This is a genomic window from Psychroserpens luteus, assembly GCF_015319355.1.
GTDB classification, from domain to species: domain Bacteria; phylum Bacteroidota; class Bacteroidia; order Flavobacteriales; family Flavobacteriaceae; genus Psychroserpens; species Psychroserpens luteus.
Genome location: NZ_JADILU010000002.1, coordinates 90,820 through 109,179, shown reverse-complemented (window position 1 = coordinate 109,179; position 18,360 = coordinate 90,820). Strand labels below are relative to the sequence as shown.

At 31.3% G+C, this 18,360-nt stretch carries 17 protein-coding genes and 1 other RNA gene; 12 read left to right on the top strand and 6 right to left on the bottom strand.

Annotated features, from left to right (window positions below):
* The first annotated feature begins 214 nt into the window (after window positions 1-214).
* The gene (locus IM744_RS04095; RefSeq protein WP_194506835.1) at window positions 215-1,633 is read left to right on the top strand and encodes a TlpA family protein disulfide reductase; all 1,419 of its coding nucleotides are present in this window, start codon (window positions 215-217) and stop codon (window positions 1,631-1,633) included.
* A gap of 86 nt (window positions 1,634-1,719) precedes the next feature.
* Here IM744_RS04095 and fsa read toward each other — a convergent pair whose 3' ends face one another.
* The 3 genes from fsa to ffs form a co-directional block, all read right to left on the bottom strand.
* The gene (fsa, locus tag IM744_RS04090; protein ID WP_194506834.1) at window positions 1,720-2,373 is read right to left on the bottom strand and encodes a fructose-6-phosphate aldolase; all 654 of its coding nucleotides are present in this window, start codon (window positions 2,371-2,373) and stop codon (window positions 1,720-1,722) included.
* A 112-nt stretch (window positions 2,374-2,485) separates the two neighbouring features.
* Window positions 2,486-3,289 carry an SDR family oxidoreductase gene (locus IM744_RS04085; protein WP_194506833.1) on the bottom strand — a complete coding sequence of 268 codons (804 nt, stop codon included), beginning with the start codon at window positions 3,287-3,289 and terminating at the stop codon, window positions 2,486-2,488.
* Between the two features lie 176 nt (window positions 3,290-3,465).
* Window positions 3,466-3,564, bottom strand: an RNA gene (gene ffs / locus IM744_RS04080) — signal recognition particle sRNA small type.
* A 109-nt stretch (window positions 3,565-3,673) separates the two neighbouring features.
* Between ffs and IM744_RS04075 the strand changes: the two genes are divergently transcribed.
* The 9 genes from IM744_RS04075 to IM744_RS04035 all read left to right on the top strand — a co-directional run bounded on the left by IM744_RS04075 (window position 3,674) and on the right by IM744_RS04035 (window position 12,646).
* Window positions 3,674-4,705: a glutaminyl-peptide cyclotransferase gene (locus tag IM744_RS04075; RefSeq protein WP_194506832.1), complete on the top strand. Its 1,032-nt coding sequence runs from the start codon at window positions 3,674-3,676 to the stop codon at window positions 4,703-4,705.
* Between the two features lie 311 nt (window positions 4,706-5,016).
* Window positions 5,017-5,775, top strand: coding sequence for a carboxypeptidase-like regulatory domain-containing protein (locus IM744_RS04070; RefSeq protein ID WP_194506831.1), 759 nt, complete (start codon window positions 5,017-5,019; stop codon window positions 5,773-5,775).
* A 5-nt stretch (window positions 5,776-5,780) separates the two neighbouring features.
* Window positions 5,781-6,608 (top strand): carboxypeptidase-like regulatory domain-containing protein, encoded by an 828-nt coding sequence (locus tag IM744_RS04065; RefSeq protein WP_194506830.1) that lies wholly within the window; start codon window positions 5,781-5,783, stop codon window positions 6,606-6,608.
* 2 nt (window positions 6,609-6,610) lie between these two features.
* Window positions 6,611-7,699: a carboxypeptidase-like regulatory domain-containing protein gene (locus tag IM744_RS04060; protein WP_194506829.1), complete on the top strand. Its 1,089-nt coding sequence runs from the start codon at window positions 6,611-6,613 to the stop codon at window positions 7,697-7,699.
* A 2-nt stretch (window positions 7,700-7,701) separates the two neighbouring features.
* Window positions 7,702-8,529 carry a carboxypeptidase-like regulatory domain-containing protein gene (locus tag IM744_RS04055; RefSeq protein WP_194506828.1) on the top strand — a complete coding sequence of 276 codons (828 nt, stop codon included), beginning with the start codon at window positions 7,702-7,704 and terminating at the stop codon, window positions 8,527-8,529.
* A gap of 140 nt (window positions 8,530-8,669) precedes the next feature.
* Window positions 8,670-9,059, top strand: coding sequence for an acyl-CoA thioesterase (locus IM744_RS04050; protein WP_194506827.1), 390 nt, complete (start codon window positions 8,670-8,672; stop codon window positions 9,057-9,059).
* A gap of 92 nt (window positions 9,060-9,151) precedes the next feature.
* Entirely contained in the window at window positions 9,152-9,889 is a 738-nt protein-coding gene (locus IM744_RS04045; RefSeq protein ID WP_194506826.1) for a hypothetical protein, read from the top strand.
* A 124-nt stretch (window positions 9,890-10,013) separates the two neighbouring features.
* On the top strand, window positions 10,014-11,570 hold the full coding sequence (locus IM744_RS04040) for a hypothetical protein (RefSeq protein WP_194506825.1): 1,557 nt from the start codon (window positions 10,014-10,016) through the stop codon (window positions 11,568-11,570).
* A 242-nt stretch (window positions 11,571-11,812) separates the two neighbouring features.
* A complete protein-coding gene (locus IM744_RS04035) occupies window positions 11,813-12,646 on the top strand; it encodes a hypothetical protein (RefSeq protein WP_194506824.1) in 834 nt (277 codons plus the stop codon).
* Between the two features lie 134 nt (window positions 12,647-12,780).
* Here IM744_RS04035 and glyA read toward each other — a convergent pair whose 3' ends face one another.
* A complete protein-coding gene (glyA, locus tag IM744_RS04030) occupies window positions 12,781-14,052 on the bottom strand; it encodes a serine hydroxymethyltransferase (RefSeq protein WP_194506823.1) in 1,272 nt (423 codons plus the stop codon).
* 199 nt (window positions 14,053-14,251) lie between these two features.
* Between glyA and fahA the strand changes: the two genes are divergently transcribed.
* Window positions 14,252-15,544, top strand: coding sequence for a fumarylacetoacetase (fahA, locus tag IM744_RS04025; protein ID WP_194506822.1), 1,293 nt, complete (start codon window positions 14,252-14,254; stop codon window positions 15,542-15,544).
* A gap of 117 nt (window positions 15,545-15,661) precedes the next feature.
* Window positions 15,662-16,846, top strand: coding sequence for a hypothetical protein (locus IM744_RS04020; protein WP_206694463.1), 1,185 nt, complete (start codon window positions 15,662-15,664; stop codon window positions 16,844-16,846).
* 211 nt (window positions 16,847-17,057) lie between these two features.
* On the opposite strand, the gene IM744_RS04015 is transcribed toward IM744_RS04020, so the two are convergent.
* Both IM744_RS04015 and ytxJ read right to left on the bottom strand, forming a co-directional pair.
* Window positions 17,058-17,651, bottom strand: a complete 594-nt coding sequence (locus IM744_RS04015) for a hypothetical protein (RefSeq protein ID WP_194506821.1) — start codon at window positions 17,649-17,651, stop codon at window positions 17,058-17,060.
* 112 nt (window positions 17,652-17,763) lie between these two features.
* On the bottom strand, window positions 17,764-18,159 hold the full coding sequence (gene ytxJ / locus IM744_RS04010; RefSeq protein ID WP_194506820.1) for a bacillithiol system redox-active protein YtxJ: 396 nt from the start codon (window positions 18,157-18,159) through the stop codon (window positions 17,764-17,766).
* Between the last annotated feature and the right edge of the window lie 201 nt (window positions 18,160-18,360).

The window sequence follows — 18,360 nt, the reverse complement described above, 5'->3', positions numbered from 1 at the left end:
TGTTTTAAAATTTCCGAAGAAATAATAGTGCTCCAAGTTTCAGGATGCAAAAGTAAAAAATTCTAACGATTGTATGAAACTAAACGTGCTAATTTTTTAAGTCTATTTATCCTCTAATCATAGTAAAATCAACATTTAACAACGTATTAACAACAGTTAGACCTCGCAACCTTTATTTTTGTTATCTATATAATATTTACGTTTAAAATTTTCTATGAAATTAATTATAGTTAGCATATTAACAAGTTTCCTGTGTTTGGGTTGCGATTCTAAAACTAACACTGCAGATATCGCTTATTTTGGAGGCGAAATTGTTAATCCTAAAAATAATTACATTACCATATATAGCAAAGAAAGTGAGCGTGATACAATCCCACTGGATGCCCAAAACAGATTCATCTACAAATTTGACAATTTAAAAGCTGGTTTATATCATTTTACGCATGGTGGAGAATACCAAACGCTACTCATTGAGCCTAAGGATAGTATTTTGATTAGATTAAACACTAATGATTTTGATGAGTCTTTAGTCTACACTGGAATTGGTTCTAAAAAAAACAATTACTTTATTAAAGCTTTTTTAAATGATGAAGTGGTGAGTAAGCAATTCTACAAACTTCAACATTTAGAGCCCGAAATTTTTGAAAAAAGTATTTATACAGCAAAGCAACAGCGTTTAGATTATTTAGAGCGTTTTGCACTTGAACAAGAAACCTCTCCTTTATTTAAAAAAATTGCTGAGGCTAGCATCAATTACAGCTATTATACTTACAAGGAAAAATATCCTTTTGGTTACTTCGGAAATAATAAATTAATACATTATAAGGATCTTCCTGAAGGGTTTTACGATTATAGAAAAGATGTTGATTTTAATGATGTTTCTCTAAGTGGTGTTTATTCTTATAATAAATTCATGGATTGGTATTTTCATAATACTGCTTTAAAAGAGTACTATCAAGATGGTAATCATCATAAGTTTAATAGACAAGCGCTAGATTACAATCTGGAAAAGTTAAGGTTAATTGATAGTGTTATTGATAACAAAACAATAAAGAATTATGTGCTCATGCATGCAACTAAAGTATTTGTTTACAACAGTGCTAGTGCTGAGCAATCTCAAAGCATGGTAGATTCTTATTTAGAGAAGAGCACTAATGATGATGATAAAACTTACATAAAAAACTTAGCAAACTCCACGTTAAGTTTATATAAAGGGAATAAAGTACCTAATATAGATATTGTAGATTTTAATAGTAATGTAATAGATCTTCATGATGTTATTAAGGCTCCAACCGTAATTTACTGCTGGTCGTCAAATTTTAAATTTAGTTATAGAAACAATCATTATATGATGAAAAGTTTAAAAGCTAAATATCCAAATATGAATTTTATTGCTATCAATATCAATGATATGAATACAACTTCATGGAAAAAGACATTGAATTTATTAAAGTACCCTACCGAAAATGAATACATGTTTAAAAATCCCAATGAAGCGATACAAAAGTTTGCTATTGCGAACTCTCAAAAAGTGCTAATCGTGGATGATAAAGGATTAATCATTGAAGCAAATACCGATTTATTTAGTACTGATATTGAAAAGCTTATTGAAACAACTTTGGTTATGGAATAGCTTGTAAGACTATAGTGTAAAAACAAAAAAACTCTTGAAAGTCAATTCAAGAGTTTTTTTTGTTTTTAAGAGAATCTAAATTTTATTTAGTTTCCTTTTTTATAATCTGCTAGAAATTTCTCTAATCCTATATCTGTTAATGGGTGTTTTAATAATCCAACGATAGAACTTAAAGGACCTGTCATCACATCTGCACCAAGTTTAGCACAATCAATAACGTGCATAGTGTGACGAACTGATGCTGCAAGAATTTCAGTTTCAAAACCGTAATTATCGTAGATCAATCTAATTTCTGCAATGAGGTTTAAACCATCTGTAGAAATATCATCTAAACGACCAATAAATGGAGACACATACGTTGCTCCAGCTTTAGCAGCCAATAATGCTTGTCCAGCAGAGAATACTAAAGTTAAGTTTGTTCTAACACCTTTATCACTAAAGTATTTACATGCTTTAATACCATCTTTAATCATTGGTAATTTAACCACGATTTGCTCATGTAAATCTGCAAGAGCTTCACCTTCTCTTACCATGCCTTCATAATCTGTAGCAATAACTTCTGCAGATACATCACCATCTACAATATTACAGATGTTGACATAATGTTTCATAATATTATCATGACCTGTAATTCCTTCTTTTGCCATTAATGATGGATTGGTAGTTACTCCATCTAAAACACCAAGATCTTGAGCTTCTTTAATTTGGTCAAGGTTGGCTGTATCAATAAAAAATTTCATATGTACTTATATTATAGTTGTGATTAAATTTATGAGCACGAATTTACGATTTTTATCATGCTTTCTAGAAAACATATTATTAAATGATATTAACAAGAGAAAAACTAAGCTTTCACAACTTATAATGATTCAACAACATTTTTTCATAAACCTTATCAGGTAAAACTCGTTTGAGAACAATAGAAAACTTTTGCATAAATGCACCAACCTTATAATGTATTCTGGGATTTGGCGTATTGATGATCTTATAAATCATGTTAGAAACCATAATAGGATCATCACCACTATCTACATCTTCGTCAATAGCTTTTAAAACTTTGCCATAAGTTGCTTCATAAGGCGATCCTTTAACCACTGGAGCATGATAGCGACCAGCTGCAATATTAGTAGCAAAATCTCCAGGAGCTACATTAGTCATATGGATATTAAAATCTTTAATTTCCATTCTAAAGGCTTCAGTAATCAACTCCAATGCACCTTTGCTTGCGCTGTAAATTCCGCGATATGGCAATCCCATATATCCAGCAATTGATGTGATGTTAATGATTAGTCCGGAGTTTTGTTTACGCATTTGAGGCAAAACCGCTTTGATGACATTGATTGGTCCAAAAAGATTTGTTTCAAAATTACGTTTGATTTCTTCGTTTGGAATATCTTCTATAGGACCAGTAATTCCTGCACCTGCGTTATTAATAACAACATCTATTCGTCCAGCTTCATGAGCAACAGTCTCAATTGCTTTTTCTACGGAAAGCACATCTGCCACATCCAAAGCAACCAATTTAATTTTAGAATCTGGGTAACGTTCAGGTGATCTACTTGTTCCATAAACCGTAAATCCTTTATGAGATAAAAACTCTCCAATTGATTTTCCAATTCCTGAAGATCCTCCTGTGATTAAAACAACTTTTGACATAAAAATGGTTTTTAGCTATTAGCTTCTGCCTTTAGTAAACATATAATTATTAGTAAAATTACTAATGAAATTTACAAGTATGGTAAAAATGAAAAAAGATTTGCTAGTTTCATCTAACAAATCTCTTCTATTTATCGTTATCTGTCTTAAGAAAAGACTTCAAATTAGGTCATAAAAAAAGGCAAGCTACCTACATCACACTGCTACGACCATTTACCTTTGCTTCGTTCCCGACCTGGAGGATTCAACAGGAGCTAGTTGTGTAGGACTTGCCAGCAGCAAAGATACAATCTTTTAATTCTTTTACAATATTTTTAAACCTAATTTTATTTGATTTTTTAAACTGAATTTTATTAAATAACTTGCACCTAAATCTCAACAAAAATGCATTCAATTAAAGCTTTCATAATCACACTTTTAAGTGTTACTATTATTTCCTGCGGAAATTCTAATTCTCAAAAAACAAATCTTTCCATTACTACAGATGCCAAAAATAACGTGGCAACACTTGGCAAAACGGTAAAACTTTCTATTAAAAACCCTAAGGGAGTAGAAATTTCTTCTATTAGCTACACATTAAATGGAGAACCTGTTGACGCATCATTTAAATTAGATGATGAGCTTTTGGGAGTTCAAACGGTTATAGCGAATGTAAAGATTGGCGATGCTTCCGAAGAAATCACAACTAAGATTACCATATTAAACAACCAATCACCAAAAGTGTACGGTTATAAAATCATCAATGAGTATCCTCATGATATCACTTCTTACACGCAAGGTTTAGAATTTCATAACGGAGAATTATACGAAAGCACAGGTCAATATGGCGAATCTAAATTGAGAAAAGTAAATTATAAAACAGGTGAAGTGCTTCAAAATAAAGCAATCGATAATCAATATTTTGGTGAAGGTTTAACCATTATGAACGACAATATCTATCAATTAACATGGCAAGAAAATATTGGCTTTGTTTATGATGTCAATACATTTGAAAAGAAAAGTAGTTTTACCTACGGAAAAAGTAAAGAAGGTTGGGGAATTTGTAACGATGGCACAAACATTTACAAAAGCGATGGTACAGAACAAATCTGGTTACTAAACCCTGAAACTTTAGTTGAAGATTCTAAACTTCAAGTCTATACCAATAAAGGAAAAATTATTGGAATGAATGAGTTAGAATACGTCAACGGAAAAATTTATGCTAATCGTTACCAAAAAAATGGTGTTGCAATTATCAATCCTAAAAACGGAGCAATAGAGGGTGTTATCGATTTTTCTCCGTTACATAATTTAGTCACTCAACATGCAGGATTAGATGTATTAAATGGTATTGCTTACAATCCTGAAACAAAAACACTTTTCGTAACTGGTAAGCGTTGGGATAAATTGTTTGAGGTAGAGGTTTTTGAGAAATAGATCATTACAGAATCGTAATTTTCATTTTTGAGATATGAATACATTTATTAAAATGATTTCTTTAATTGTATCATTAATCTCATTCTGTATTCTGTTATACTATATTTATCTACGAATATCACCTATGTATCCCATAAGGCAAGAAATCCCGATGTTCATTTATGCTTTTATTTTAATTTTTATAATATCCACTATTGTTTGGTTAAAACTAAGATTTAATAAAAAGCAGTAATTTCTTATTTCACTCACTCAAAAGTACCGTTTACTCATTCTTACTTTTAAAATGTCTCTTTCTTTTGGTTCTTTGAGTCATGAGAACGACACTAAATATAAACATTCCAACACCCTGTCATGAGGATTGGAACATCATGACACCACAGCAAAAAGGTCGTCATTGCGCATCTTGCGAAAAAACTGTTTTTGATTTCACTTCTAAAACAGATGAGCAAATTATCAAAACTTATCAAAATCAAGGCAATCTTTGTGGTCGATTCAAATCAACTCAATTAGATCGTGAACTCGTATTAAGCCGAAAAGAGAAAAACAACTATATCTCTTATGCTGCTTCTACCCTTTTTGCTTTTTTAAGCTTTGGCTCTATGGATCTTGAAGCACAAGAGCAACCAAAAGTTATTGCTGTAGATTCTTCTCATAATCCAACTATAAAAGGAAAAATAGCTGTTTCTGTTTTAAATAAAATAATTAGCGGTACTGTAACAGATAGCTACAACGGACTTCCAATTGTAGGCGTTAATGTTGTTATCAAAGGAACTAAAACTGGAGTGCAAACCGATTTTGATGGTAATTATAAACTAGCAGCAAAAAAGGGTGACACATTAGTATTCTCATATTTAGGTTATAATAGAAAGGAAGTTAAAGTATCCCATTCAAACATGTATAACATCTTATTTGAATCTTCAGATATTTCAATTATGGGAGAAATCATGATTCATGATCCTAAAATTGAAAAGACACATAATAAAAATGAAAGCGAGAATTTAGATAGTAAAGAACGTTCTACAACTGGACAATTACTTTATAACATGACATCCATATTCCGAAGAAAATAAAAATTATGAGAGCTACGTTAAACATCAACATTCCAGAACCTTGTCACGAAGACTGGAGCAAAATGACAGTTCAAGAAAAAGGTCGTCATTGCGCATCTTGTGAAAAAACAGTTTATGATTTCACCACAAAAACAGATGAACAAATCGTTAGAACCTACTTAGATGAAGGCAAAGTTTGTGGTCGATTTAAATCTACACAACTCAATAGAGAACTCGTTTTAACTCGAAAAGAAAAAAACAACTATTTAAGTTACGTTGCTTCTACCCTATTTGCTTTTTTGAGTTTTGGCACTCAAGATGTTGAAGCACAAGGAAAACCTAGAATTGTAAACGTGGACTCCTTAAAACAACCAAACGTAAATGGGAAACCTGCCACATCAATTTTAAACATAAAAGCTATACATGGAACCATCTATAATTCTGATAAATTCCCGATACCAAATGCTATAATTACAATAAAAGGTAATGGTATTTCCACAATTTCTACAGAGGATGGAAGCTTCGCAATAAAAGGAACATTAGAGACTATTTTACTAATTAAAGCTGCTGGTTATGAAACAGCAGAAATTACGATAAGAGATTTTGGTACACGTCAAATTTATTTAAAATCCCAAACTAATGAAAAAGTTACAAGTGTGATTCCTGTTTGCGTAATAACAGCAACAAAAACTGAAACTGTTCATTCTATTTTAGGAGGTATTGCTGGATATCCAGTGATTACTACTAATACTAAAAAAGAAAATCCATTGCCAATTGTAAATGGAAATTTAGATAGATCTACTTCTGGTGCGTTTTTATATAGTATGCGACATATGTTTAATAGAAAAAATTAATCATGAGAACCAGCCTAAACATCAACATCCCAGAACCATGTCATGAAGACTGGAGCAAAATGACACTTCAACAAAAAGGTCGTCATTGTACATCTTGTGAGAAAACAGTCTTTGATTTCACCACAAAAACAGATGAACAGATCGTCAAAACCTTTTTAGATGAAGGTAAAGTTTGTGGACGATTTAAATCAACTCAACTCAATAGAGAACTCGTTTTAACTCGAAAAGAGAAAAATAATTATCTAAGTTACGTTGCTTCTACCTTATTTGCCTTTTTGAGTTTTGGCACTCAAGATGTTGAAGCGCAAGGAAAACCTAGAATTGTAAAAGTAGATTCTTTACAGTATCAAATGGTTAATGGGAAAATTGGGACTTCTATTTTGAATACAAAACCTATTAGTGGAACTGTCTTTAATTCTGAAAAATTCCCAATACCAAATGTTGAAATTTTTATCAATAATAGTGCAAATTCTACAACTTCAGATAGTAGTGGAAATTTCACAATAAAAGTAGAATTAGGAAGTGTCCTTATTATTAAAGCTTCGAGTTATGAAACTGCAGAAATCACAATTAATGATTTTGGTAAGCGTCAAATTTATTTGAAAACAAATAGTATTGTTATTTCAAATAAACAAGTACAAACTGAAACTAAAAACATAAATGAAAAATTAATAAAAGGGAATATCATTGCCAAAAGTGACGGATTACCATTACCAGGAGTCACGATTGTTAATTTGAGGACTAAAGTTGAAACATATTCAGACTTTGATGGTAATTTTTCTTTAAAAGCGAAAACAGGAGACTCATTAAAATATAAGTTTTATGGAATGTTAAATGTCGAGTCAATTATCGATAACGAAAGTATCTACAATATTGAGTTATCCGAAAACCCTTGCGAACGAGATGCTTACATAGTTGCAGGTACAGCAACATACAGTTCTGATTATATCTACAAAAGAAAATGTAAACAATTAAAAAAGCAAGCGCGACGTACTGAGAAACAAGAAAAAATCAAAAACGGAGAACTAGAACGCACTCAAATTGGAAAATTGCTATATAACATGACTAATATTTTCCGTAGAAAAGAATAATCATGAGAACCAGCCTAAACATCAATATCCCAGAACCATGTCACGAAGATTGGAGCAAAATGACACTTCAACAAAAAGGTCGTCATTGCACATCTTGTGAAAAAACAGTTTTTGATTTCACCACAAAAACAGATGAACAGATCGTCAAAACCTTTTTAGATGAAGGTAAAGTTTGTGGTCGATTTAAATCTACTCAACTCAATAGAGAACTCGTTTTAACTCGAAAAGAAAAAAACAATTATTTAAGTTATGTCGCTTCTACCCTATTTGCATTTTTGAGTTTTGGCACTCAAGATATTGAAGCGCAAGAAGAACCTAGAATTGTAAAAGTAGATTCTCTACAACAACAAATGGTTAATGAGAAAATTGAAACTTCTATTTTGAACACAAAACCTATTAATGGAACTGTCTTTAGTTCTGAAAAATTCCCAATACCAAATGTTGAAATTTTCATCAAAAACAGTGCAAATTCTACAACTTCAGATATTGGTGGAAATTTTACAATAAAAGTAGAATTAGGGTTTATTCTTATTGTTAAAACTTCGGGTTACGAAACTGCAGAAATCACAATTAATGATTTTGGTAAGCGTCAAATTTATTTGAAAACAAATAAGATTATCACTTCAACAGCAAAAATAGAGGTTGTTTCAGAACACTTAAATAGGAAACCAATAAGAGGAATTGTTCCAAATGAATTAGTAAATCTGGAAGATTTAAAAACTAAAATAGAAAAAGATATTTGTCTACCTACTCCTTATATAATTATTGGCAGTCCGTCTTATATACCTAACTATAAAAAATGCAAAAAGCCAGTAAAAACAAGGAATTAAGAATCTATAAAACTCGAAAAAATCAATAACGGAGAACTAGAACGCACTCAAATTGGAAAATTGCTATATAACATGACTAATGCTTTCCGAAGAAAAGAATAATACATACTTTTAAATTTTAATTTCAGAAATTTAAAAAAATGCAAACCTACAAGCAAGAACTTACCGTTACTAAAGACCATTTAGATCATTTAAACCATGTCAATAATATAGAATATGTACGTTGGGTTCAAGATATCGCGGAAGCACATTGGAATTCAAAAACTACGGAAGACATAAGGAACACCTATTATTGGGTATTGCTTAGTCACCACATTCAATACAAAGCAGAAGCTCTTCTAGGCGATGCGTTACTATTAAAAACTTATGCAGTAAAATCTGGAGCTGTAAGATCAACAAGAACGGTAAACATCTACAATAAAAGCACCAATAAATTACTCTCTACTTCAGAAACAATTTGGTGTTTTATGTCACACAAGACTAATCGTCCTGTGAGAATTCCAGATGAACTTACTCACTTATTCAGTTAAATAAACGCTAAGAATGTTGTTAAATATTCTTAATGCATATTTTTTTCTATGGAAATGTCTTAGATTTAAAATCATAACCAACAACCAAACCATTGAAATCTTTAAAACTCCTCGTTTTTCTACTCTTACCGTTACTGTCTAATGCACAGATTATAAAAGGTGTCATTTACGATTATGAAGCTGCTGTAAAAGGCGCTAAAATCATAAATAGAACACAGAATATTTTAACCTATACTGATGACGAAGGTGCTTTTCAAATTGAAGCAAAAGTCAATGATGTTTTAGTCATTAACTCATATTTTCACGATCAACAATTTGTAAGTATTAATGAATCTCATTTTGATGAAGAATTGGTCATAGAACTCAAAAAAATCATCAACGAGTTAGATGAAGTTGAAGTCACAAAAGTTCAAGAAAAACTATTTGATTCTATTGGATTAAGTAATAATACTGCGAAACAAGGACAAATTGCATATAAAAAACGAACCTTTGGTAGCGGAAAAAACCTCCAACCTACTTTAGACCTTATTGCTGTTGCAAAATTAATAGGCAACCTTTTTAAAAATAAAAACAAAGCACCAGATGTGGTCTATGTAACTCCAGAGGATTTAATCACACTTTTTGAAACCAACACGTATTTTAATCAGAAATATTTGACTTCACAATTAGAAATACCAAAACCGTATCAGCAATTATTTTTCGACTATTGTAGCGCACAACAATTAAATGTAACCATTCTAAAAAAAGAAAATGAGTTTGATTTGGTAGAAGCACTTTTACTACATAGCGATGCCTTCAAAAAAATATTAGAAGAACATACTAAAAATTAGATTTATTTTTTTTTACAGTCAACCATAATAAAAGTGAACTCCAAAAGTTATATTTGTGGTGCCTAAGTGTGCCAAAAGCACATTTGGTATTTTACTCATGCGCACTAAGTTTAGATTAATTTTTATGAAAAAGATTATATACTTTTTATTTACAATATGCATTTTAATGTTTTGGAGCTCATGCCGAAAAGATTTTGATTTTGCACCAAGTACAGGAAATCTTGGATTTTCTAAAGACACCATATATTTAGACACCATTTTTTCAAATATTGGATCAAGCACTTATAACCTAAAAGTTTATAATCGTAGTGATGATGATATTTCAATTCCCACAGTACGTTTAAGTCAAGGTGAAAGTTCAAATTACAGATTAAATGTTGACGGACTTCCTGGTAAAGAATTTCAAAATGTTGAACTTTTAGCGAATGATAGTTTATTCATTTTTGTAGAAACTACAGCAGATATTCAAACACTCGCACTAAACAGTTTAGAATTTTTATATACAGATGCTATTGAATTTGATAGTGGTACTAATTCTCAAAAAGTAGAATTGGTAACTCTTATAAAAGATGCTGTATTTATTTATCCAGATAGAGACAACACAACAGGCATTGTTGAAACCCTAACTTTTGATGCTGATGGCGACGGAAATGATGATGAAACCACACTTCAAGGTCGTTTTCTAGAAGATAGTGAACTTACATTTACCAATGAAAAACCTTATGTCATTTATGGATATGCAGCAGTAGATGAAGGAGATGTGTTAACGATAGAAGCTGGAGCACGAGTACATTTTCATGCTAATTCTGGTCTATTAGTCACTAACAATGCCTCCCTAAAAGTTAATGGAGCATTAAGCGCAGATCAAGAACTCTTAGAAAATGAAGTTATTTTTGAAGGTGACCGTTTAGAACCGCTTTACACAGATATTCCTGGACAATGGGGAACCATTTGGTTGTATAATGGTAGTATTGATAATGATATTAATTACGCAACTATTAAAAACTCAACGGTTGGTATTTTAAGCGAAGGCAATCAAAATGCTACAGACGATAAATTAACGATAACCAACTCACAGATATACAATTCCAGTAACTTCGGAATATTGGGTCGTGCAAGTTCTATTTCCGCAGAAAATGTGGTCATTAATGCTAGCGGACAATCCTCTTTTGCTGGTACTCTTGGCGGAAGATATAATTTTACACATTGTACATTAGCTAATTATTGGAATAATAGTTTTAGACAGTTTCCAGCGCTATTTTTAAATAACTATGTTACAGACGAAAATAACATGCCTGTTGGAAATGATTTATTCGCTAGATTCAACAACTGCATCATTTTTGGTAATGACAATCCAGAAATTGGTTTTGATAATATTTCTGCTAATCTTTTTGATTTCAAGTTTACGAATTGCTTGATTCGTTTTCAAGATTCTAGTGGTAACTTTTCTAATGATGCTAATTATTTGACTAGCAATGGTGATTTATATGAGGAATGTATCTTTAATAGCGATCCAGATTTTGAATTGCCTTTTGAGAATATGTTGAGGATTGGTGCAGATTCTGCAGCAAATGGTGAAGCTAGTGATGATTTTATTATTTCACCAGATATTTTGGGAGAACCGAGAACGTCTCCAGCAGATATAGGTGCTTATAAGAGTACTATTTTTACTGAGGATTGATTAAATTTTTCCGAAGAAAAAAATAAACTATTTGTCATTCCGAAGTATTGAGGAATCTCGCTTTCATATAAGCATGAGATTCTGAAACAAGTTCAGAATGACGATACGCACTTTCTTTCTTGTTTTTTATCTTAACAAAACTGTCAATTCTATCATATTCTAATGATTTATTTTTCTAAAATCATCTTAAAAAATACTTTGCTTTACATACAAACGTTTTACTAATACATTAGCAACTCAATATGAAAAAATTAATTCTCATCCTTCTTGTTTTATCATCATGTAAAAACACAAACGATTATGAATTAGCTTTAAATGAATACATAAAAGAAGATTTACATTTTAAACAAGCAAGAATAAATTATCAACTTGAACAATTTGATATAAGATCATTAGAAATACCTTCAGATTTAAACCATAAAAATAAAAACAAAGAAGCCAAAATCTTAAATAAATTATGTCTAAGATTTGAAAATAGAGTATTTAATACCAAAAATTTAGATACCATAAACAAACTACTTATAAACCTCAAAACGTCAATTTTAAAGCAAAAATTTACGTATCTTAAATTTGTAGAAAAAGAAGTAGAAGAGCTACCAATTAAACTCAAAAGTGATTTAGAAAAATATAACTTGCTCAGAAAGATAAAAGAGCTTAATTATAGAATTAATGGTTTTGACTTAAACATTTATGTATCAGGAATGATTTGTGGATTAGGCGTAAATCATTCATCTGTATTAGCAACCAGAATTAATGACAATAAAGTCCTCATAAATATTTACAGTGAAATAGCTAAAGGTTATTCTAAAGATTTTGACAAAAACAGTTTATCAATAAAGAAACTACAAGATCACAACAATAATGAAGTTAATATTCTGGGAAGAAACGATGATATCATAGAATCTTACATCGTAGAAACTAAATCTGACACCTTATATCTAGATGCTATTTTAAAGACCAACGAACTAACTGGATTATTAGTATCTGAAAATAATTCTTATATAATTATTGGAGAGCATAAAATTTTTGACACCAATCATTTGGATGACTATTTTGATTTTTATAGGAAAAAATAAAGCTCAATAATCAAAATGGAACTTTAACATCTACGGTATTATGGTTTATCTTTTCCGAAGATATAAAAACGTAATAAACACAAAAAAGACCTTTCTATTAGAAAGGTCTTTTTTATACTATAAGTTTTATCTTATTAAGCAAACAAAGGCTTTCCACTCATCATATCATTAACTTGAGTTGCAATCGCTTCTAATTTAGCGTCATCTTCATGATTAATAATCGTTTGATCTATAAAGTTAACAATCGTTTCCATATCGTTTTCTTTTAAACCTCTGGTTGTGATTGCTGCTGTACCTACTCTAATTCCTGAAGTCACAAACGGACTCTTATCATCAAATGGTACCATGTTTTTATTTACTGTAATATCTGACTTCCCTAAAGCCTCTTCTGCTGCTTTACCTGTGATATCTTTATTTCTTAAATCGATAAGCATCATGTGATTGTCTGTACCACCAGAAATTATGTGGTAACCTCTATCTACAAATGCTTTTGCCATTGCTGCTGCGTTGGCTTTCACTTGTAACATATAATGCATAAACTCATCTGTCAAAGCCTCTCCAAAAGCAATAGCTTTAGCTGCGATAATATGTTCTAATGGTCCACCTTGATTTCCAGGAAATACTGCCGAATTAAATAACGAAGACATCTTTTTAAGGTTTCCGTTTTTCAACTTTAAACCAAATGGGTTATCAAAATCTTCACCCATTAAAATTAAACCACCTCTAGGTCCACGTAATGTTTTATGTGTTGTTGTCGTTACAACGTGACAATGCGGAATTGGATCATTCAAAATACCTTTTGCAATTAAACCTGCAGGATGTGAAATGTCTGCCATTAAAATTGCACCAACACTATCTGCAATAGCTCTAAAACGTTTAAAATCCATATCTCTAGAATAAGCAGAAGCTCCAGCGATGATTAATTTAGGCTTTTCGGCTTTTGCAATAGCTTCCATTTTATCGTAATTTATACGACCTGTTTCTTCATCTACTCCATAAAATACAGGATTGTACAATTTACCAGAAAAATTCACAGGAGATCCATGTGTTAAATGTCCGCCATGAGACAAATCAAAACCTAATATTTTATCACCAGGATTTAAGCATGCAGCAAAAACTGCTGTATTGGCTTGACTTCCAGAGTGAGGTTGCACATTAGCATAGACAGCACCAAATAAAGTTTTTGCTCTATCAATAGCGAGTTGCTCGACTTCATCAACGATTTCACAGCCACCATAATAACGTTTACCAGGATAACCCTCTGCATATTTATTTGTTAGTACAGAACCTGCAGCTTCCATAACTTGGTCACTTACAAAGTTTTCTGAAGCAATAAGCTCTAAACCATTTATTTGTCTGTTTTTTTCAGCATCTATAAGCTCAAAAATCTGTGTATCGCGTTGCATATCTAAGTTTTTAATTAAATTTTATCAAAAATAAGAAATCATTGTCTTAAAAGGATTCAAAAAAGCATGATTATAACAAACTTTTATGAGCATGTTATCAACAGTTAATTTATCGCTATTTTTTATGCTTTTATAGTTTTAAACTAAAAAAATTATGTAGGTTTGAATAGAAAATAAAATCAACATAATACTTTTTAATATGCCTTTATCTGCAAATAATCCTGATCGCTCATCGTGGCTACACGTTGGAAAAAATTCTGATTTCCCAATTCAAAACATTCCGTTTGGAGTATTCTTAACTCGTGATGATATCATTACTATAGGTACTCGAATTGGTGATACAGCCATAGATTTAGGTGCTTTGCATCAATTAGGTTATTTTGAAGGCATCCCATTAACCGATGATATTTTTCTTCAAGATACCTTGAATGATTTTATTGCAGATGGTAGAAAAACTTGGCGTTTAGTACGTAATCGTATTGCTGAAATTTTTGATGCTGAAAACGATACTCTTAAAAATAACAATCCACAAAAAGAAACTGTATTATTCCGTTTGGATGAAATTGAAATGCAATTACCAATTCAAGTTGGTGATTACACAGATTTTTATGCAAGTAAAGAGCACGCTACCAATGTAGGTACGATGTTTAGAGATCCAGACAACGCATTATTACCAAATTGGGTTCATATGCCTGTAGGCTATCATGGTCGTAGTTCGTCTATCATTCCATCTGGTATTCCTGTTCATCGTCCGCAAGGACAAACGATGCCAGAAGGTGCAAAAACTCCAGTTTTTGGTCCATCAAAATTAGTAGATTTTGAATTGGAAATGGCTTTTATTACAACAGATGCAAATGATTTGGGAGAACCAATTCCTATTGCTGAAGCTGAAGAATACATCTTTGGATTGGTATTATTTAATGATTGGTCTGCTCGCGATATCCAAAAATGGGAATATGTGCCATTAGGACCATTCTTAGGTAAAAACTTTGCGTCGTCAATGTCACCTTGGATTGTTACACTTGACGCTCTAGAACCTTTTAGAGTAGAAAGTCCAAAACAAAACCCAAAACCATTAGAGTATCTTCAAACTAAAGGTAAAAAGAGTTTTGATATTAATTTAGAAGTTGGTATACAGCCAAAAGGTGCTAAAGAAACAACGGTTGCAAAATCAAACTTTAAATATATGTACTGGAACATGTCTCAGCAATTGGCACATCACACCGTAAATGGTTGTCCAGTAAACTCTGGGGACATGATGGGAAGTGGAACCATTTCTGGACCAACACCAGATTCTTATGGATCCATGTTAGAGTTATCATGGAAAGGCACAAAACCAATTAAAATGAAAGATGGCACAGAACGTAAATTCATAAATGATAATGATACAGTAATTATGAGAGGATATTGTGAAAACGATGGTACTCGTATTGGATTTGGATCTGTAAAAACGCAGTTATTACCTGTTTTTAATCCTAAGAAGAAGAAATAATAACTATTTAAAAATCAAACAAATAGCCTTTAAATTCAAAATTTAAAGGCTATTCTATTTTAGTTTGGCATCATAATTGAATTTCTATTAAAATAGAAACCAATAAAACCAAAAAAGATGAAAAAATTACTACTCTTATCAGTACTTATTTCATTACTAGTATCATGTAGTGGAAGAAAACAAATTGAAAAAGCAATTAGTCATGGAAATTATGACCAAGCTATCAATGACGCCTTACAAAAACTCGAAAACAATAAAGACAAAAAGCGTAAGCAAGATTATATTGTTATGCTTGAGGATGCTTACTACAAAGTTTTAGAGGAAGATTTACAAGATGTAGCTCACTTAAAAAAAGATGGTAATCCTGAGCAATACAAAATGATTTACGAAATCTATTTAGATTTAGACGCAAGACAAAACGCAATCAAACGTGTGATGCCTCTACAAATAAATGGCGTAAACCTTAATTTAGAGTTTAATGATTATACTTCGGAAATCGTCGACTATAGATATAAGACATCTGATTATTTAATTGATCAAGGGATTACACTTTTAGATTCTGAAGATAAGTATAATGCTAGAGAAGCCTATGACATCTTTAGTTATATCGAACGTATTAATCCGAATTTTGAAGAGACTAGAAGTTTAATAACTGAAGCTCACAATAAAGGAACAGATTATGTGATGGTGTCTATTGAAAATCAAACTAGACAAATCATTCCGCAGCAATTAGAAGCCGATTTATTAAACTTTGATACTTACGGATTGGATCAATTTTGGACGGTTTATCATGCACAGCAAGTTTCCGAAGTAAACTATGATTTCGCAATGCAATTACAACTTAAGCAAATTAATATTTCGCCAGAGCAAGTGAACTCAAAGCAAGAATTGAAACAAAAAAATATTATTGACGGTTGGGAATATCAAACAGATAATAATGGTAATGTGATGGTTGATAGTCTTGGTAACAAAATTAAGATTGATAAAATTGTTAATGTTAGAGCACGTTACTTTGAAGTGAATCAATTTAAATCAACACAAGTTATTGCAGATGTAGTTTATACAGATTTAAAAACAAATCAAACTTTAGATGCTTTTACCATTGATAGTGAATTTATATTTGAACATTTTTACGCAACTATTAGAGGAGACCAAAGAGCTCTAAACAACGAAGAATATGAGTTGATTAGAAATAGAAGCCTCCACTTCCCTAGTGATTCACAAATGGTGTATGATACAGGAGAAGATTTAAAGTTAAAATTGAAAGATATTATTAACTCTTATAGAATGAGAAGAGGTTAGATAATTAATTAACATATTGAAAACTCCCACATGGACATTGAATTTGCCTAAATGTGGGAGTTTTTTTTTAGGTTCGTCTAACGTGATTGTGTATGATTTCGTTGCGTGTTTAAGCACTAAAGTTAGCAAATAAAACACAGATAGAAAGTCCGCGAGGACTTTCGCAAGTAGACACTGTCTAGCAATGAATTATACACGGTGTTACCTGTAGTTATTTTTCGTCCAGCACTTCTGTATAACGAATATCAAATATTTGTCTTACTTCTCTCCATTTTTCAAGGTTCTCTTTCTTACCTGATTTCAACAATTCGCTCATGCTTTTGTCAAATTTTGAAACAGAGAATTCATTATGTACTTCATTGTAAGCTAAATACAATTTGTTTCTGATTTCTCGATACTTTTCATAATTCAATTCTTTGTCATATTTACCAAGTATGATAATATTTTTGTGCATATTGACTTTACCAGAGTGATGAAAGTTCTTTTCCGTTGTCATTGGCATTTTTTCATTAGTAGGGTCTGGAACTATATATTTTTTGATTTCAGATATTATTAAACTATCGGGAACAAAACTATCTTCAATTATTGTTTTTCCATTTCTATCAACTTCTATTATAACAATATTTCTCTCCTTGATTATAATGTCATCGGATTCATATCTAGTGTTTTGCAAATAGTTGTCAAATCCGTAATCCAATTCAATTACTTTGTAATCAGTTTCTATCAATGTTTCAAGTTCTTTTTTACATGATAGCGCAGTAAATATTAGAATCAGAGATAATATCTTAAGAGAGATTTTTTTCATAATTACAGGTAATGCCCTTGGATATCGACTGTTTCAATTGTCGATATCCGCAGTTAGACGAAGTTCGACTATTTTTTTGATAAAGTCAAGAGTACAGACTAGTCAAAACTTATTAAAACCTACTCAAATCTAACTCATTAATCCCACCATGAGAAGCATGAGCAACTGCTGTTCCATTTTTAATAATTAGCAGTTGTGGAGATTGATGAATCACTTGAAATTTATAACCAACCTCATTAGACACCTCACGATAACTCAACAAGTCTAAATAATATAAGTCTAAATTTGCTTCCAAATCATACATACTTACAAACTGCTTCATTACCATTCTACTAATTCCACAAGTTGTCGAGTGTTTAAATATCACTTGTGTTTTGCTTTTAGAACGTTTTTCAATTTCGCTCAATTGCGAAACATCTGTTAGTGCTTGCCAAGGCAAAACTTTCTCTTCTTTTTTATTAGTCGCTGAGCTTGTCGAAGCTCCAAATATATTTTTAAATATTCCCATAGTTCTTTTTTATTGATTCAAATTCTAATGCAGAATCTCTTTCCTCTTATAAGTCGTACCTTAACTAAAATCTTACAAACTGACTAAAAGTCATCATTTAATACGTAAAATCGGTCATTTTGTCATTTAATTGTTGCATTTTACTATTGGTAAGGTTATTGTCTTAATGCTATTATAAAAATTTGAATAAATGATTTATGT